Below are 16,922 nucleotides of genomic sequence, written 5' to 3'. Positions count from 1 at the left end.
GCGGACGGCTAGGCCGTCAGCATGTGCGGGCGGAGCGTGACCATGATCGGCCGGTGATCGGACGCGAAAATTGGCAGAACCTCACAGTCCTCGCAGCTTGCGCCCCGGACAAGGCAGCGGTCGAGGCGAATGGGCACGAGATCGACCATCTTGTGGGTCGGCGCGCGTGGTCCGACATCGGAAAAGCCGGGCACAAGGGTCGGGCCGACCAAATTGAAATCCCCCAGAATGGCGGCGGGAAGCGGCAGCACAGCCGCGAGGCGCCGCAATTGGCGCCGGTTCATGATCTGCCCATGCGAAAGGTGGACATTCGCCACCGTCAGATCCGGCAGGCGGATGATCTGCGCCACACGCCGGACGATCGGCCCGGAGGGAATGACGCAGGAGCGCGGCGCACGCGAAAAGGGACGGCGGCTCCAGCAGGCCACGCCGTGGATGCGTCCGGGCAATGGCGCACGGGCGTAATACCCGCCCACCAGCCCGGGCAGCCGGTCGATCTCGGCTGTGGCTTCCTGCATGAGCAGGAGATCGGGCTGTTCGAGTTTGATCAGTTCGACCACATCGTTCACGCCCGCGCCGATACTGTGCAACAGGTTCCAGCTGATGATGCGAACCGATGCTTCCGCCGTCCGTCCGGTATGGACGGTCACGTGCGGGCGGTTATGCAATCTGCGCAGAGGGCGCCGGAGAATCCGTTTGCGGAGGGTGTTGGTCTTCATGCCTCATGGTCTCCTGGCGTCTCAGATCGTCCCGCGATCTGGCCCGCTGCAAACTCGGCGGTGAGGGTATAGCCCACGGCCAGAAGGACGGGTCCGAGAAAGATTCCCAGCCCGCCAAACTCCAGAACGCCGCCGATCACGCCGATAAGGGTCAGCAGGTAGGGAAGTTGTGCGCCGCGGGAGATGAAAATCGGGCGAATGATGTGATCGGCTCCCGAGATGAAAATCACGCCGTAGAGCGCCAGAATGATGCCGCGCCACGGGTGATGGATCGCGACCAGCCAGATCGCAGCCGGTACCCACACTAAGGGAGCGCCGATGGGCAACACCGACATCAGGGTTGCCAGAACGGCGAGAAGAATGGGTTCGGGCACATGCACAACCGCCAGCCCGATGCCCGTCAGCACGCCCTGCACAAGGGCTGTGCCGAGAATACCGTAGACCGTGCCGCGCACGGTGCCGCCCACGATCATCAGCATCCTGTCGGCGTGGTGAAGGGCGACGCGCTCTATGAGTTGGCGGATGGTATGCCCCAGCGAATCGCCGCTGAGCCAGAAGAAGAAGGCGATGAACAGTGCCATGGCCAGTTGCAGCCCGCCGCTGGCCACCTGCACCAGCAGCGTAATCACCGATTGTGCGATGTCGCCGGCATAAGGCCGCAGGCTCTGGCCGACATGGCTGAGATCCTGTCCCACCTTCACCCATGTCCGGGTGATTTCGTCTCCCATGAGAGGCAGGCGGGCCAGCCAGCGGGGAACTTCCGGCAAATGGAGGCTGGGCAGAAGGATGTCCGTGACCTTGGTGACGACGCGCGGTGCTTCCGCCAGTCCTTTGGACGCCACGAGGACGAGCGGCACGAGGATGCCCACGCTTGAGAGCAATGTCATGCACAGGGCGGCGGCGACCGGCCCCATATGGCGACGATGCCACAGCAGGATCGGCCAGGTCACATAGGTAAGGATGGCCGCCCATGCGATGGCGGAGAGAAAGGGCGCGATGACGATCACGCACCCGTAGGCCACACCGAAAATTAACAGGCCGGTGATGATGCGTTCGGCGTTCATGACGCTCCGGAACCCTGGATTTTGTCCTCATCCTGTTCGGGAGAAGCCAGTACGCCACGCGCCTGCAGGACATATTGAAAATCAATGTGACGGTTTTTCGCTTCTTGGCAACAGCAGGGCAGCCAGACGTGTATCAAAATGTAATCCCATGTCGTGAAATGTCCGGCGGACTGCGAAATATCCCCGAGCGGCTGTTAAATGCGACTCCTTTACAAAAACGGGAATTAACGTATTATTGACGTTAAGGTTCCGTCGGTTGCGACAAAAAAATCAAACAACAAGGAGCAAGCAGATATGGCTGCTGTGACTATGCGTCTGGGTGAGATCGGACAGCAGCTACGCGCCTTTCGTCTGGAATCGGGTATGCGTGCGGATGAGATTGCCGCGCGCCTCGGCGTTTCGCGCGCCGCGCTGTACCGGTATGAAAAAGGCGAGGTCATCAAGCTCGACACGGTCCAGAGGCTGGCCGAACTGCTCAAGGTCTCGCCCCTGACGCTGCTGGGTATCGGCGTCGAATATTACAGCCGTCCCCTCAGCTTCTTCGAGCGCGTACGCCAGATGGAGGAGGCGGCGGACCAGATCCTCCAGATTGCCGATCCGGTGGCGTATCTCGTCACGTCGGACGTTTACGATTCCGTGCTTACCCGTGCCATTGCCGAGCAGACGGACGACCAGCAACTGGTGGAGCAGCATGTCGCCATCATGGCGTCACGCAAGGAACTCTATCGCCAGCGCCGACCGACGATGATCACGATGCTGAGCGAAGCGGCCGTCGAGCGTTTTCTCGTGCGTGGCGTGGGTGAAGGCATGGCCATGGACGAGAGCCTGCAAACAGAGGCGCGTCGCGTTGCGGCTCAGGAAATTGCGAATATCATCGAGATGATCGAGGCCGAGCCGATCGGGTTGCAGTTCAGTCTGCTGGGCGATGTGGACAGTTCCACCAACTGCATGCTTCTGCGGGGTCGTGAGCGCATGATGCTGGCGATCAACCCGTTCCGGTGCGACGCCTTCCCGGCCGCAACCACCGGCGTCTCGCTGGTCACCAGCGCGCCGGAAGCGGTGAACGCGCATCAGCGTGTCATCGAGGTGCTGTGGAAAGAGTCGCTCAAGGGGCGTGAGGCGGCGGAGCGGCTGCGTGACCTGCTTGCGCGGCACGGGCTGCGGTGATTCACTGGGCGCCTTTCGCATGTGAGCGGAGAGGAGCCCAGCCCATGACCGTCCCCCTCATCAGGGCGTCCGATCTTCATTCTCTCCTCAAGACGAAGGACGTGGTGGTTCTTGACGCCACGGCCCTGCTTCCGGGTGAGACGACCGATCCCGAGCTGGGATTTGCCACCGCCCGTATTCCGGGCGCCCGTCGCTTCGACATCGAACGCTTCTCCGATCCAGGCACCTCCCTGCCGCATATGGCCCCTGCTGCGGGCCGTTTCGCACGGCTGGCGGGTGAACTCGGCCTGACGCGGGAGCAGGCCATCGTCGTGTACGATCAGGGGAACATTGCGTCCTCCTGCCGCGCGTGGTGGTTGTTTCGCCTGTTCGGTCATGACCGTGTGCAGGTGCTCGATGGCGGTCTGCCAGCATGGCGGGAGGCTGGGGGCGATGTGGAAAGCGGAGCCACGCCACCGATAACGGCCACGACGTACACGCCGCGACTTACGGTGTCCTCTCTGCGTGGACTGGGGGATATGCTGAGTCTGTGCGCTGCGCCCGATGGCACCGTCATTCTGGATGCGCGTTCGAAAGGACGTTTCGAAGGCACCGCGCCCGAGCCGCGAGCCGGTCTTTCCTCCGGGCATATGCCCGGAAGCCGCAACCTGCCATTTGGCGAACTGCTCGATCCCACCCGCCATTTCCTTTCTCCCGAGCGTCTGGGCACACGATTTGCCAAGGCTGGCGCAAAACCGGGAACGCCGCTTGTCGCCAGTTGTGGCTCAGGCATGACGGCGTCTGTCCTTGTGGTCGCGGCGACGGTGGTAGGGCTTGGACCGGTGTCGCTCTATGACGGATCATGGGCGGAATGGGCGGCAACCGCAGGCGCACCCATCGAAACCGGCGCGGAGACAACATCATGACAATCAGTGAAGAAGATCGCGTCGCCGCTGGATGGGAGCGGCTGAACAGCCTGCTGGTGCGGCTTTCACGTCCTGATGTGTCCGATCCCGATCACGGCACACCCGTCAACGCGCCCGTTTCGCGCGCGTCCACGCTTCTGTTTCCCGATCTGGCGGCCATGAGCCGGGTGGGGCGCAGGCGCTACGAGCATGAGCCGATTTATGGCGCGATGGGATCCGCCAACCAGCACGATCTGGAGCGTGCGATTGCCATCATCGAAGGTGGCACGGACACGCAGATCGTTTCCTCCGGCCTTGCGGCCTGCACCACGGCGCTGCTCGTCTGGACGGCGGCGGGCGATCACTGTCTGATTCCCGATTCCTGCTATGGCCCCACACGGCGTTTTGCGGACACGATGCTCAAACGCTTCGGTGTGGAAACGACCTATTACGATCCCGTTCTGTCGGAAGAGGCTCTGCACGGGCTGATTCGTCCGAACACAAGCGTCGTGTTCACCGAAAGCCCCGGCAGCCATACGTTCGAAATGCAGGATCTGCCCATGATCGCCCACGTGGCGCACGAGCATGGCGCGAAGGTTCTGCTCGACAACACATGGGGCTGTGGCATCACCGCGCCGTTCGCGCTTGGTGTGGATGTGTCCATTCAGGCGCTGACGAAATACCCAGCCGGTCATTCGGACGCGATCCTCGGGGCGATCACGGTGGCGAATGAGCCGGACTGGCATCGTCTGCGCGATGCCGCCATTCAGTTGGGGCAGCTTGCCGGACCGGATGACTGCTGGCTCACCCTCCGCGGGCTGCGCACCATGGGCGTGCGTCTCGCCCGACAGGCCCGCACGGCCTACCGCGTGGCGCAATGGTTGCAGGGGCGCGAGGAGGTGGCGCGTGTGTTGCATCCGGCAATGCCAGATCATCCGGGACACGCGATCTGGTCGCGCGATTTCACCGGCGCGGGGCCGCTCTTCTCGGTGGAACTCAATGCGCGCTTTGACCGCGCGGCCATGGAACGGCTGGTCAACGGACTGACACGCTTCGGGATCGGCGCGTCATGGGGCGGGTATGAAAGTCTTGTGCTGCCCACGACGGGCGGTGTGGTGCGTTCGCGTGAGGGCGCGTTGCCGGTGGGGCCGACGTTCCGGCTGGCGATTGGGCTGGATGATGCGGCGGATCTGATTGGGGATTTGGAGCGGGGGCTGGAGGTGTTGGGCAGGGGATAATGGTTGTTGGTGTGGCTTGTGTGGGGATGTCGGCTACCGCCTCATGTCGGTCATCTAGTCCTGTAAACAGTTTGCCGCAAAGCAGACATAATTTCGCAGCGAGACGTCGTACCTCTTGAAATTAGACCGTCGCATCACCACAAACTTAATGGTCTCGTAATCACCTAAAATACGAGCCTGCGTTGTTATCCGGTGAAACTTAAATCTTGGGAGCGGCTTAATGGGGAATGCGAACGACAACTCCGCGACTGATCCTCTGTACAGCAAGGTCATGGCTGAGAGTGGCAACATGGTAAGCGGCGGGGCTGCCCTGCTAGTTCGAGCGAAAGCAGTGAACGGCCCGAGCAAACTCATCGAAATTGCAGTTAAAGCTGCACTCGATGCGTCTAATGCTGCGGTACATCAAAAGCATCGTAAAAAACTGCGGGCGGTTAGCTGACTACTTTTCTTGTAGTGGCAGAAACGGTGAATACCTTCTTTTTGTAATTATGAGGGAATTCATGCGCTCATTCATGTTAGATTTGTGACTTACTTCGCGTTGTCCGCTTCTGGAAGTATTTGTCTAGAAGCGGATTAACCAGATTCCCCCCTTATCTACCTGCCTGCTCCGTCCATGTTGAACAGACAGACGGCCCACACCTCGTTTCGGACGCCGAGCGCAGCCCTGAGTTTCCCCGACGCGGACATGGCTACATGGCGCGCGAGGATTGGGTTCTGTCAGACCCGCGCGGCTCGCCTATAGCTGTTGAGCCGCGTAATTTTCGCCCCACAGCTTCATCGCTTCCAAGACAGGCGCAAGCGTCCTGCCCCGCTCCGTGAGCGAGTATTCAACCCGGGGAGGCACTTCCGCGAACACCTCACGACGGATCACGCCATGTTCTTCCAACTGCCGGAGTTGGAGCGTGAGCGAGCGTTGCGTCACCCCACCAATCAGGCGGCGTAGTTCACCGAACCGCTTCGTCCCGCCGAGGAGATAATGAAGGATCAGCGGCTTCCATTTGCCGCCGGCAACTTCGACTGTGACTTCGACGGCACAGCGAAAAGGCTTCGGATCTGATGTCATAAGGCCAATAGTATACTCTTTACCCCTATATATCAAATGAGTGCCTTCTTGTATAAATGCCTGCATGTGAAGATTTTCTGCTCTGTAGCGTCCGCTTTGTGGCGTTCTCCAACAGTAGGAATTGATCATGCGTGCCATTTACTACGACCGCCAGGGTGCGGCGGACGATGTCCTGATCCTCGGCAACCTCCCGACACCCTCGCCCAAGGCGGGCGACGTTCTCGTGCGCGTACACATGTCTGGCGTCAATCCGACCGATATGAAGGCACGGACCGGGTTCTCGTCTGTTATGCCCTATGAACGCATCATTCCTCACCAGGATGGTGCCGGTGTGATCGAAGCTGTGGGTATGGGCGTCCCGGCATCAAGGATTGGGGAACGTGTGTGGATCTTTGAAGCGCAGGCAGGTCGTGCCGAGGGAACAGCGGCTGATTATGTCGTCGTTCCTTCCGCCAATGCGGTGCCGCTGCCGGCCGCGACGTCGTATGAAATCGGCGCATCTCTTGGCATTCCGGCGTTGACCGCGCATCGCTGCCTCTTTGCCGACGGAGACCTCAAGGGCCGGCGGGTTCTGGTTCATGGCGGTGCCGGGGTGGTCGGATCGGCCGCGATCCATCTCGCCAAATGGGCGGGAGCGTGGGTTGCGACGACGGTCCGCAAACCGCAGCACGAGGCAATCGCACGTGAAGCTGGAGCTGATTTAGTTCTCAACCTGCGCGGCGAAGACGTCCCGGCCAGGATACGGGACGCCACGGCGGGCAAAGGCATTGATCGGATTGTCGACGTCAATCTCGTCGAGAACCTCGACCTGGATCTCGCCTGTCTGGCGAACGGTGGAGTCATCAGCTCCTACGCGATGCGCGACGCGGCGGATGAAAGTTCGATCCCGCTGCTGCGCGCGATGATCGCCGGTGCCGTCTTCCGGTTCGTCTATATCTACACCGTGCCGTTGTCGGCCAAGCAGGCTGCTATCATCGACATCACCGCCTGTCTCGAAGCAAAAGCCTACAAGCCTGTGATTGGCCTGATCGTGCCCCTCCACCGCACAGCAGACTCACACACCGCTCTCGAACAAGGGGCCGTCACTGGCAAGGTACTTGTTCGGGTGGTCGACTGATAAGGCGGCAAGGCAACTCCGGCTTATCCTCGCCGCACAGCTGTCATTCGGCTTCCATCAGACCGTCTCGTTCGGGGATTCCGGGCTTTAGCGGATATCTGTGCCCGTTCTATGTAACGTCCCCTGTGGGTGACAGACCGACGCTGAAAGACCTTGCGCGCGCATGGACCGCGTCCGGCCTGAGGCCTGTGATCGACAGTGTGTTTCCCTTTGCTCGGGCAAGGGAGGCATTTGACCATCTCATGACTGGTAGCCATGTCGGGAAAATCGTCATTGCCCTCTCGGACTGACCCACGCGATAATGGTTCTCTATATTGCTCCGACGGCATGACGGCTGTCCTGGCGTGTCCAGTTGCACATTCAGATGAACCGTAGTCGGACCGTCAGCTTTCCCCCCCTTAACAGTCACCCCACCGAACAAACACACTCCGCGTAACCGGTTTCCAAAGGCCCACGGCCTTTGGCGGGTCCAAGGGCAGCGCCCTTGACTCCGGCGCACCACGCACTCCTTACCGGTGCCCCCGCCGCCTCCGACCAGCCGCCATCGCCGCAATGCCCGCAAGATGGCGGCGGCACAGCAGCAGATCCATCGCCCCCGTCTGCTTGCACGACAGCTCAAAAGCCTGCGTGCGGCGGGCCAGATCGTTCAGCGCATCGAGCGGCCAGAGATCAAGCGCGCGGTTGAAGGCCGTCTGCTTGCGAAAAAAGACAGGTGGGCGTAGCGTCTTTAGGGCATCGGGGCGGGACTGACCGCCTGCGATCTGCGCCTGCACGCGCCGCAGCCGACCGATGTGGTTCAGCAACACGCGGGCGACGGCCACGGGATTGGCGCCTTCCGAAAGGGCGCGCTCCAGCGCCAGATCGGTGCCTTCCCGGTCTCCTTCGGTGGCAAGAAACACCGCGTCTTCCACGGAAGCCGCGCCGGAATCCCCCATGCAGAGCTGTACATCTTCCAACGCCAGTTCGCCACCTTCACCGGCATAGAGCGCAAGTTTCTCGATCTCGTTGCGCACGCCCGCACGGTCGGAGCCAAGATGGGTGGCGAGCCATCCGAGAGCCTCGCTCGTGACGCGCACCTTGCGTTCTTCGAACATGCGTCGCACGGAGCCTTCAAGGGCGCGGCCTTCTTCGGGGTAACAGCCGATGGAGGCGGAATCGGTGCGGGATTCCGCCAGCTTGCGCAGCTTGCCGCGCGCGGGAAGGGAGCCGGCCTCCATCACCACGAGACTGCCGGCGGGACCGTCGAGAATGGCGGTCATGGCGGCGGCCAGCCCGTCTCCGGCTTCGCGCACCCAGACCACGCGCCGACCACCGTCGAGGGAGAGCGCCGTGGCTTCTTCCTCCAGACGCGACTGGTCCTCGCGGGCAAGGACCGAAACGCGGAACGGATCGTCCAGCGAACCGGCGGCCGTACGGACGAGCGTTGTGGCGTATTCGCGGATCAGGCCGGTGTCATCGCCGTGCAGCAGCACGAAGCGCCAGTTGTCGGGAGCGCCCAGAACCTTGCCCAGAGATCGACCGTCGATCTTCACCATGAGGGATGGGCCGCTTGCGTGCGGCCCATGTTACTGGCCGGTGACGCTGTTGTCGTCATCGAGTTCAAGCCGTCCGGTGGCCAGCGCCGGGATGCCGTCCGCGCCGCTCTTCTCCACGGGCTGCTGGTCCGAGGAGTTCGGCATGGCATTGGGCGTCTGGTAATACACCGGAGCCGAGCGGTTGCTCTTTTCGGTGGGGGCGTGGGTCTCGAACCAGATCGCGAGTTGCTGGGTGACATCCTCTGCCAGTGTCTTGGCCACGCGGGCCTGAACGGTTTGCAGATTCAGACTCTGGGCGAAATACTGCTCGAAGGTGTTGCTCATGCCGTCCAGAGTGGAGGCGTCGCCCTGCGCCAGAAACTTGGGATACTGTTCCACCGTGTAGAGTGCCCAGTGCGCCCGTCCGATGATACGCACACGTCCGGATGTGTTGTCCTGATGGATGTCCACCGACTCGATATCGAGTGAGGGATTGACCTGAAGCGTGTAGCCATCGGGGTGTTCCGGATCGGCACCGGCCAGCTCCGATTGCAGTGACAGGCGGACAAGCTGTCCGAACCGCTCGGGGATGCCAGCGACATAGACGCGCTTGAGCTGCTCGCTCACGCCCGGATGGGATTTCGTGTCTTCGTAGAGCGGATGGAAACCGCACGCGCCGAGGCTGGCGGGCAGCAGCAGGAGGCCAGCGAGCGTCAGCGTCCTGCGAGACAGCGTCGTGCGGTTTCCGTTCATTTCAGCGTGCCACCACGAAGTTGACGATGCGGTTGGGCACATGGATGCGCTTGACGATCTTCTGCCCTTCCAGCAGTCGCGCCACGTTCGGCTCCGCTTCCGCGCGCGCGATGACAGTGGCCGCGTCCTCGTCCGGCTCCGCTTCGATCGTGCCGCGCAGCTTGCCCATGATCTGCACAGCCAGTTTCACGCGGGTGACGGTCAGCAGGGCAGGGTCGGCTTCCGGCCACGCCTGCGCCACCACCATACCGGCGCCCGGTGCGATGATGGCGAACAGTTCCTCGGCCAGATGCGGCATCATGGGCGCGCTCAGCAGGCAGAGCGTGCGGGCGGCTTCACGGCGGGCGAACGCCATGCCGGGCTGATCGGCGGCGCGTTCACCGTCCGCGAGGGCCGAGGTCAGTTCATGCAGGCGGGCCACGGCCACATTCACAGCGAAGGCTTCGAGCGCTTCCGTCACGGCCACGATGGTGCGGTGTGTCGTGCGGCGCAACGTGTCCACGGCCTCGGGCATTTCGGCGGCGGGGGCAGCATCGACCGGGCAGGAAGCGGCGACCTGCGTGACAATGCGGAACAGGCGCTGCACGAAACGTCCGGCACCGGCCACACCGGCCTCCGTCCACTCCATGTCGCGTTCCGGCGGGCTGTCGGACAGCACAAACCAGCGCGCCGTGTCGGCTCCGAAGCGGTCGATGATGGCGGAAGGGGCCACCGTGTTGCGCTTGGACTTGGACATTTTCTCGACACGCCCGATGGTCACGGGCGTACCGGTTTCGCGGTGTGTGGCGCTGGTGCCGCTGCGCTCCACTTCTTCAGGATAGAGCCAGTTGCCGTTTTGGTCCTTGTAGCTCTCGTGGTTGACCATGCCCTGCGTGAACAGGCCCGCGAACGGCTCGCTCACATCCAGATAGCCGGTCTGCTTCATCGCCTTGGTGAAGAAGCGTGCGTAGAGCAGATGCAGGATCGCGTGCTCGATGCCGCCAATATACTGGTCCACGGCCAGCCAGCCGTCAGCGGCCGCCTTGTTCGTGGGTGTGGCGGTGTGTGGGGCTGTGAAGCGCGCGAAATACCATGAGCTGTCCACGAACGTGTCGAACGTGTCCGTCTCGCGCGTGGCGGGCTTGCCGCATTTCGGGCAGGCCACGTGTTTCCACGTGGGATGATGGTCGAGCGGGTTACCCGGACGATCGAACGTAACGTCGTCGGGCAGTTCCACCGGAAGCTGTTCGTCCGGCACGGGCACGGCGCCGCAGCTTTTGCAATGGATGATGGGGATCGGGCAGCCCCAGTAGCGCTGACGGGACACACCCCAATCCCGCAGACGCCAGTTGACCACGCCGGAGCCGACGCCGAGTCCCTCAAGGCGCGCGATGGCTTCCTTGCGGGCGTCTGCGCAGGACAGCCCGTCGAGAAAGCCGGAATTGATCATGGTGCCGTCGCCCGTCCACGCCTTGTCCATGATGCGGTAGGTGTCGGCGGTCTCACCGGCAGGCAGCACGACCGGCGTGACGGGCAGGTTGTATTTGCGCGCAAAATCGAGATCGCGCTGATCGCCCGACGGGCAGCCGAACAGTGCGCCCGTGCCGTAATCCATCAGCACGAAATTGGCGATCCACACAGGGAAGGCGGCGTCCGGCAGGAACGGATGCGCGACTTTCAACCCGGTGTCGAAGCCGCGTTTCTCGGCGGTTTCCACTGCTTCGACCGACGTGCCGAGACGGCGACATTCCGCGATGAATTCGGCGGCGTCCGCATTGGTTTCCGCCACCTTAGCCGCCAGCGGATGGTCGGGCGCAATCGCGAGGAAAGACATGCCAAACAGTGTGTCGGGACGTGTGGTGAAGACCTCGACGGAGTTCAGTTCCGCGTCCAGCCCTTCCGGCGGATGCGCCAGCGGGAAGCGCAGACGCGCACCTTCGGAGCGACCGATCCAGCGTTCCTGCATCACGCGCACACGCTCGGGCCAGCGCTCCAGCGTTTTCAGACCGTCCAGCAGATCCGGTGCGAACTGGGTGATTTTCAGGAACCACTGCGAGAGCTTCTTTTTCTCGATCAGTGCGCCGGAGCGCCAGCCACGGCCGTCCACCACCTGCTCGTTGGCCAGCACGGTGTGGTCCACCGGATCCCAGTTCACCCAGGATTCGCGGCGATCCACCAGACCGGCGGCAAGGAAATCGAGGAAGATTTTCTGCTGTTTGCCGTAATAGTCCGGCAGGCAGGTGGCGATTTCGCGGTCCCAGTTCAGGGAGAAGCCCAGCCGCTTGAGGGTTTCGCGCATGGCGGCGATGTTGGCGAGCGTCCATTCCTTCGGATGCACGCCGCGTTCGCGGGCCGCGTTTTCAGCGGGCAGGCCGAACGCGTCCCAGCCCATCGGGTGCAGCACGGAAAAGCCGCGTGCGCGCTTGTAGCGGGCCACGACATCGCCCAGCGCGTAGTTGCGCACATGCCCCATGTGCAACTGGCCGGAGGGATAAGGGAACATCTCCAGCACGTAATATTTCGGCCGGTCGGCGGGGGGCACGTCCGGCACGGTAAAGACGCTGTTCTTCGCCCATTCCTCCTGCCAGCGGCGCTCGACGGAATGGAAATCGTAATGGGCGGGAGAAGCGTCAGCGGTCATGAATCTGGGCAGTCCGAAAAGGCGAAAGGGCAGCCTGTGAGGGCTGCCGACAAGAAAGAGGAAGCGGAGGGCAACCGATCAGTTATCGCGGTTGCCGTTCTCGGCGCGAAGCTGACGGGCGCGGGTGAGAACCTTGGTGGTGATGTCGGAGGCCGTGTTGGCGGCGGGCGGCATATCGACCCACTCGTTGCCTTCACGGACCTGACGGAACACGGTCAGACGCAGCGCATCCGAACGCAGTCGCCGGTCGAGAATATAGGCTGTGATCTTGAAGCGCTCGTCACGGTCAGCCGGCGGTGTGTACCAGTCGGTCAGGATGAACCCGCCCACCGCATCCGCGCTGGCGATCGGCATGAAGGACAGCGTATCGAGCGCGCCGCGCCACAAATAGGCGTTCACGCCGCCGGAAAGCTGGTCGTCGCCTCCGGTGGCGCTGCGATCTTCGCTCAGGAGGTGATTGCGTGGCGCGGTGAGTTCGCTGGCCTTGTCATGGCTGGAACATGCGGCAAGCAGCAGGGCAGCCAGTGCTGCCGATGTCAGGCCGGAGAGGCGACCGGTGCCCCGGAAGCGCCTGCGAACGCGGGAAGTGACCATATGCTGCTGCGTCTCCTGTGCAAGACCTGCGAGCCGTCATCCCCGTTCACACGTTTCCCGATTCAGAGCGTGTGGACCAGAGCGCGGCGGACCGGGGCGTAACACCCCCTCTCTCCGCTGCCTTCATATCCCGTTGGCCGGATCACGCCAAGCATTGCTCCCCTTTCTGTTCCGGCGAGGCGGGCAGCCCTGCCTGTCGCAGCAGGGAGAGCAGCGTTTCGGCCAAAGGAGATGGAAGAGTGGCATGATGCGCGAGGACGTCTTCCGGAGAAAGTGTCGGGGCAAGACGACTGAGTTGAGCGCGTGTGGCGTCCAGCTCGTCACTGACATCTTTGTGTCCTTTTTCCCGCAGGGCAACGAGTGTGGCGGCGTGCAGAACGAGCATGGATACCCGTGTTGGAGCTGCACTGAGTGATGTGCGTCCCCGCTCGGCCGCCTCCTTGAACTCTCCGCCAAGGAGAAAGATCAGCATGAAGTCCGTGTCCAGCAGATCGAAGAAAGGGTGGGTTGGATGCTGCTGACGGAAGGCCAGAAGAGTTCGGGCAGCTTTTTGCGCCTGTCCTGCCAGCAGGGTTGCATAGGCATCGACGATGACACCGATGCCGCTGCCAGAGCAGGACGGAAGCGTCTCGATGAGAAGCTGGCGTCCGAACGTCAATGTGGACGGATCGTCCATCTGAAGGCGTGCGAGAAGCAGGCGACCGATCACCGTTTCCGGCAGGAGTTGCGTCAGTTTGCGGGCTGCTTCGATTCCGCGTGTGCGTGCTTCAGCCGCCTGTTGGGGAGAGGGGATCTCCGTTGAACTGAGGAGCCCGTTGAGCGCCGCGATCAGAAGCAGGAACGGATTTTCAGGAAGGTGATCCAGCGCATCGGACAGCATGTCACGGGCTTGCGGCAGCACGGCAGGATCGTTGCGGCTGGTCAGCGCGAAAGCGCGCAGGCCAAGTTCGAGGGGCGAGAGTTCATGGGCCGGGCGACTGGCGGCGTTGCGGGCTTCGGCCATGGCAATACGCCAGGCAATTTCCGTGACGAGAAAAGCTCCGATCGCGTCGGCATTGTCAGCCGTGATTGTGAACCGTTCGGCCCAGATGATGAGATTGTCCCGACGCTGGTCCGTCACACGCACCACCAGCCGGGCAGAGGGGGAAGGCGCCTTGCTTGGAGGCGGGGTGGTGGGTCTGATCTTCAGTTCGATCTGGTAGTCATGGGTGTGATGCGGTCCGCCCTGATCCTCGGATTCCTTGGGAGAGGGCGGAAACAGGGCAAGAAAACCGAATCGTGCGAGGCCGGCGGTTGCCTGATCGAACACCGACTCCACCAGAGGGAACAGAGGTGTCGTCCGATCGGGAAACGTAAAGGCGACGCTGGCGATATCACGCGCTGCGGGAAGGGTTGTGGTCGTTGACGCTCTTGCCGTTGGAGGCGCGTCCATGTCGTGGGCAAGTGTATTGGCCAGATGCCGCACTTCGGAAATAACTGCCATGGTGGCAGCGCTCGGCTCAGTGTGCAGGCTGTCGCGGAAGGTGGTGAGACACTGTTCCGCCGTCAGCAGGGCCGTGCTGCTGTCGTTGCGGCGTGCCAGTTCCCGCAGGAGAGTGCGCCATCCCGTCTCGTTCAGGCGATCGACGTGCAGGAGCCGGTTGGCGGCGGACAGGCGCTGATCGGGGTCCGAAAGAGTGCTCTGGGCCTGTTCGAGGGTGGAAATCAGATGATGACGCAGGCGGTCGCGCTGATGTGCCAACCATTCGTCCAGAGCCGGATCGACGCCGTCCAGGTCCGACAGCAGCAGGGTGTCGGTTTCGGGCAGGCGCAGGATGTTGGAGGGAGTGGCGTTGAGGTAACGCTCGGCGTCCACGCTGGTCAGCACGGGTTTGAGCGACAGGGCGTGACGCTGCACATCGAGAATGTCGGTGCCTAAGGGGCTGAGCGCTTCGGTCAGGCGATGAATTTCCTGCCGCAAAGAAGCGCGGGCCTGTTCCTCAGAGCGCATGCTCCACAGGAGCCCCGCCAGAGCCCTGCGGGTGACGGGGCGGCGATCGGAGAGGGCGAGTATGGCCAGAAGCCCGCGGGTCTTGGCCCCGGTCGGTGTCAGTGACGTGCCGTCGAGCATCTGCACGGACATCACGCTCATCAGGTCAAGTCGCAGGATGGAAGCTTCGGCTTTCCGCACTCCCGGTTTGGTATGATCAAACACGCCCATCAATCCCTGTCTTTCCATTCCGGCTGGCGACGGCCGGTGTTCAGGCGCGTCGGGCAACGGTGTGCCGGGCTGTGCCAATTGTCTGCTATGGGCAGAAACGGGCACGGATCGGCACGTGAACATGGCACCAAACGGTTTCATGACCGTGAATACTTCAGGGAGAACATTCCGGCTTCGTCAGGCGGGACCGCGTGTGACGGGAAAAGATGTCGTTTTTTGTGCGCACAGACGGGAGAATGTGACCATTCGGCGGCTGACCGGACAGGGCTGACACATTTCCGCTCACGGTCCCAAACAAGAAAAGGGGAGCCGAAGCCCCCCTTTCTTTCCAGTCCGAAGGCTGGAGGTGTCCGATCAATGCGCGATCAGGCGACCTGAGCGCCGCTTTCGGCTGTCTCGACGATGTAGGGACCGCCAGTCAGCACTTCGATCTCGACCATGCGGGCGAACAGATTGTCGCCAGCAGCACCCAGATCAAGTACCGCGTTGCCGTCGGTCCAGCGACCCACGCCGCCTTCCCATGCCTGCCAGCCCTCAAGAGCCGTGGCCGTCAGATGGGCGCTGACGCTGTGGCGGCTGCGACCAGCCGTCACGTTGACGTCGCCCACAACCACACCAAGCTGACGGCGGTCATCGCAGAACGGGCCGACCACATCCGCCGGACGTGAGGCGTTGGTGGCGATACGCACAGACGTCACGTCACCCGGCACCATGAAGCTGTAGGTGTTACCAGCGTGACGCACCGGACGGATCTCGCGACCGTTTTCCGTGACCAGACGAATGTTGGTCTCTTCCGTGGTGGTTACCGGCGCGGCGTCGGAGGCAAGTCCCAGCTCCTCGGCGCGGGCGGCCAGACGGTGCCAGATCGGCTCGACCGTCTCGCGATCCGTGGTCAGCGGAGCGGCCGCGTTGCTTTCCCAGCTCTTGCCGCCAGAAATGGTGATGCCGCCAGCGAAGTGCGGACGCAGTGTGCGCACCACCGAGTTCTCGAACGTGCCGCGGTTACCGGTGTCGAGATAGCTCTCGGTGGCCAGACCTTCGGAGACGATCACACCATGCTGCTCAAGCTCGACATGATAGAAGTCGTAATCGGTGATGGAGCGCTCGACCGTGATGGAGCGGCCATTGACCAGCATGCGGACCGGCACGAGACGACCGTCGATGAAGATGCTGTGCTCGGACGTCACCAGCAGATCGCGGTGCGGCATGTTGTCACCGAACGCGTCCTTGCGGATGCGGACCGGATAGGCGTCGGGGTCGAAATCCAGCGCCGCGACATCGGCGTGCGAACGACCGAGCCATGCCAGCGGACGATAGACCGTCTCACCGTTTTCGATCACCGCGATCTCGTCTCCGTCGACCAGAGTCTCCACCAGCTTCTCGCCAGCGCGCGTCAGGATGTGGGTGCCGGCAAGAAAGCAGCCTTCGATCTGACAGGGATCGTTCGGATTGGTGTAAATTGACTGATCGCCGCAGCCAGCCGTTACAGCAACGGGGACACCGATATAGCCGACGCCGTTATTAGCATGCGGATTGGCTGGGGTCGCTACTGTTGGGATAGAGTTGTCTTTTCTAATGATGAGCGTGGAACTGGACGTATAGCTGTCCGGGATTCCCATGTTGTTGCTATAACCGCCGGGAATGTTCTGGGCGCAGATCGCGGAATTGGAGCCAAAGTTCGTGATAATGGCATTCTGCAGTGCGGGGTATGTGTAATACTGGTCGCCACCTGCGGAAATGTCTTCGCCGGGCAGATTGGCTTCATAGACCCACTTACCACTGGTGTTCTCCAGCGTAAGGGTGGAACCACTGGTTCCCATATCGATCTTACCTGCCACATGGGCGTTGGTGTCGATGGTCAAGTGTGCGCCGTTAACGTCGACGCGGATTTCTCACATTTTGTCTGAAGAGTGTTATTCTCTGTTCTGAGAGCTGTGTCCTGTGCGTCTGATCTGGAATGACAACGGCATTTTGCCTCTGGAGGCAGAT

Annotated in this window: 15 protein-coding genes; 6 read left to right on the top strand and 9 right to left on the bottom strand. The window is 62.3% G+C overall.

The features are described from left to right. Window positions 1-8: 8 nt before the first annotated feature. A complete protein-coding gene (locus tag GOB87_RS06660) occupies window positions 9-719 on the bottom strand; it encodes an endonuclease/exonuclease/phosphatase family protein (protein ID WP_166314050.1) in 711 nt (236 codons plus the stop codon). Continuing rightward, entirely contained in the window at window positions 716-1,783 is a 1,068-nt protein-coding gene (locus GOB87_RS06655; RefSeq protein WP_166314048.1) for an AI-2E family transporter, read from the bottom strand. The genes GOB87_RS06660 and GOB87_RS06655 overlap by 4 nt, the downstream gene beginning before the upstream one ends. A 294-nt stretch (window positions 1,784-2,077) precedes the next feature. Here GOB87_RS06655 and GOB87_RS06650 point away from each other — a divergent pair, with 294 nt between their 5' ends. The 4 genes from GOB87_RS06650 to GOB87_RS06635 all read left to right on the top strand — a co-directional run bounded on the left by GOB87_RS06650 (window position 2,078) and on the right by GOB87_RS06635 (window position 5,511). Next, window positions 2,078-2,950 (top strand): helix-turn-helix domain-containing protein, encoded by an 873-nt coding sequence (locus tag GOB87_RS06650; protein WP_194303249.1) that lies wholly within the window; start codon window positions 2,078-2,080, stop codon window positions 2,948-2,950. A gap of 44 nt (window positions 2,951-2,994) precedes the next feature. Then, the gene (locus GOB87_RS06645) at window positions 2,995-3,855 is read left to right on the top strand and encodes a sulfurtransferase (RefSeq protein ID WP_166314046.1); all 861 of its coding nucleotides are present in this window, start codon (window positions 2,995-2,997) and stop codon (window positions 3,853-3,855) included. Further along, a complete protein-coding gene (gene metC / locus GOB87_RS06640; protein WP_194303248.1) occupies window positions 3,852-5,072 on the top strand; it encodes a cystathionine beta-lyase in 1,221 nt (406 codons plus the stop codon). Before GOB87_RS06645 ends, metC begins: the two co-directional genes overlap by 4 nt. 220 nt (window positions 5,073-5,292) lie before the next feature. After that, window positions 5,293-5,511: a hypothetical protein gene (locus GOB87_RS06635; protein WP_166314044.1), complete on the top strand. Its 219-nt coding sequence runs from the start codon at window positions 5,293-5,295 to the stop codon at window positions 5,509-5,511. A 297-nt stretch (window positions 5,512-5,808) separates the two neighbouring features. Here GOB87_RS06635 and GOB87_RS06630 read toward each other — a convergent pair whose 3' ends face one another. Continuing rightward, window positions 5,809-6,135 (bottom strand): winged helix-turn-helix transcriptional regulator, encoded by a 327-nt coding sequence (locus tag GOB87_RS06630; protein ID WP_019092466.1) that lies wholly within the window; start codon window positions 6,133-6,135, stop codon window positions 5,809-5,811. 127 nt (window positions 6,136-6,262) lie between these two features. Here GOB87_RS06630 and GOB87_RS06625 point away from each other — a divergent pair, with 127 nt between their 5' ends. Further along, a complete protein-coding gene (locus GOB87_RS06625) occupies window positions 6,263-7,252 on the top strand; it encodes an NADPH:quinone reductase (protein WP_166314042.1) in 990 nt (329 codons plus the stop codon). A 125-nt stretch (window positions 7,253-7,377) separates the two neighbouring features. Then, window positions 7,378-7,542: a zinc-binding dehydrogenase gene (locus tag GOB87_RS06620; protein ID WP_264805959.1), complete on the top strand. Its 165-nt coding sequence runs from the start codon at window positions 7,378-7,380 to the stop codon at window positions 7,540-7,542. A 219-nt stretch (window positions 7,543-7,761) separates the two neighbouring features. Here the strand turns inward: GOB87_RS06620 and holA are convergent, their stop codons facing one another. From holA to GOB87_RS06590, 6 genes are all read right to left on the bottom strand, one after another. Beyond that, a complete protein-coding gene (holA, locus tag GOB87_RS06615; protein WP_166314281.1) occupies window positions 7,762-8,784 on the bottom strand; it encodes a DNA polymerase III subunit delta in 1,023 nt (340 codons plus the stop codon). Between the two features lie 33 nt (window positions 8,785-8,817). Further along, the gene (locus tag GOB87_RS06610; RefSeq protein WP_166314040.1) at window positions 8,818-9,519 is read right to left on the bottom strand and encodes a hypothetical protein; all 702 of its coding nucleotides are present in this window, start codon (window positions 9,517-9,519) and stop codon (window positions 8,818-8,820) included. Window position 9,520: 1 nt separating this feature from the next. Continuing rightward, window positions 9,521-12,139 (bottom strand): leucine--tRNA ligase, encoded by a 2,619-nt coding sequence (leuS, locus tag GOB87_RS06605; protein WP_166314038.1) that lies wholly within the window; start codon window positions 12,137-12,139, stop codon window positions 9,521-9,523. Window positions 12,140-12,217: 78 nt separating this feature from the next. Further along, entirely contained in the window at window positions 12,218-12,733 is a 516-nt protein-coding gene (locus GOB87_RS06600; protein WP_166314036.1) for a DUF3576 domain-containing protein, read from the bottom strand. A 142-nt stretch (window positions 12,734-12,875) separates the two neighbouring features. Continuing rightward, the gene (locus tag GOB87_RS06595) at window positions 12,876-14,927 is read right to left on the bottom strand and encodes an AfsR/SARP family transcriptional regulator (protein WP_166314034.1); all 2,052 of its coding nucleotides are present in this window, start codon (window positions 14,925-14,927) and stop codon (window positions 12,876-12,878) included. Window positions 14,928-15,298: 371 nt separating this feature from the next. Continuing rightward, window positions 15,299-16,795, bottom strand: a complete 1,497-nt coding sequence (locus GOB87_RS06590; RefSeq protein WP_242006210.1) for a Hint domain-containing protein — start codon at window positions 16,793-16,795, stop codon at window positions 15,299-15,301. Window positions 16,796-16,922 lie beyond the last annotated feature (127 nt).

Origin of the sequence: Acetobacter estunensis (assembly GCF_011516945.1) — a bacterium.
GTDB classification, from domain to species: domain Bacteria; phylum Pseudomonadota; class Alphaproteobacteria; order Acetobacterales; family Acetobacteraceae; genus Acetobacter; species Acetobacter estunensis.
Note: the sequence above shows the minus strand (reverse complement) of the source record. Positions and strands in the feature narration are given on the sequence as shown.

What these genes read in the sequence shown, in the direction of transcription:
- GOB87_RS06645 (WP_166314046.1), top strand. Translation starts at nt 2,995, where the DNA reads ATGACCGTCCCCCTCATCAGGGCGTCCGATCTTCATTCTCTCCTCAAG.
- GOB87_RS06650 (WP_194303249.1), top strand. Translation starts at nt 2,078, where the DNA reads ATGGCTGCTGTGACTATGCGTCTGGGTGAGATCGGACAGCAGCTACGC.
- leuS (WP_166314038.1), bottom strand. Translation starts at nt 12,139, where the DNA reads ATGACCGCTGACGCTTCTCCCGCCCATTACGATTTCCATTCCGTCGAG.
- GOB87_RS06660 (WP_166314050.1), bottom strand. Translation starts at nt 719, where the DNA reads ATGAAGACCAACACCCTCCGCAAACGGATTCTCCGGCGCCCTCTGCGC.
- metC (WP_194303248.1), top strand. Translation starts at nt 3,852, where the DNA reads ATGACAATCAGTGAAGAAGATCGCGTCGCCGCTGGATGGGAGCGGCTG.
- GOB87_RS06610 (WP_166314040.1), bottom strand. Translation starts at nt 9,519, where the DNA reads ATGAACGGAAACCGCACGACGCTGTCTCGCAGGACGCTGACGCTCGCT.
- GOB87_RS06630 (WP_019092466.1), bottom strand. Translation starts at nt 6,135, where the DNA reads ATGACATCAGATCCGAAGCCTTTTCGCTGTGCCGTCGAAGTCACAGTC.
- GOB87_RS06625 (WP_166314042.1), top strand. Translation starts at nt 6,263, where the DNA reads ATGCGTGCCATTTACTACGACCGCCAGGGTGCGGCGGACGATGTCCTG.
- GOB87_RS06600 (WP_166314036.1), bottom strand. Translation starts at nt 12,733, where the DNA reads ATGGTCACTTCCCGCGTTCGCAGGCGCTTCCGGGGCACCGGTCGCCTC.
- GOB87_RS06635 (WP_166314044.1), top strand. Translation starts at nt 5,293, where the DNA reads ATGGGGAATGCGAACGACAACTCCGCGACTGATCCTCTGTACAGCAAG.
- GOB87_RS06655 (WP_166314048.1), bottom strand. Translation starts at nt 1,783, where the DNA reads ATGAACGCCGAACGCATCATCACCGGCCTGTTAATTTTCGGTGTGGCC.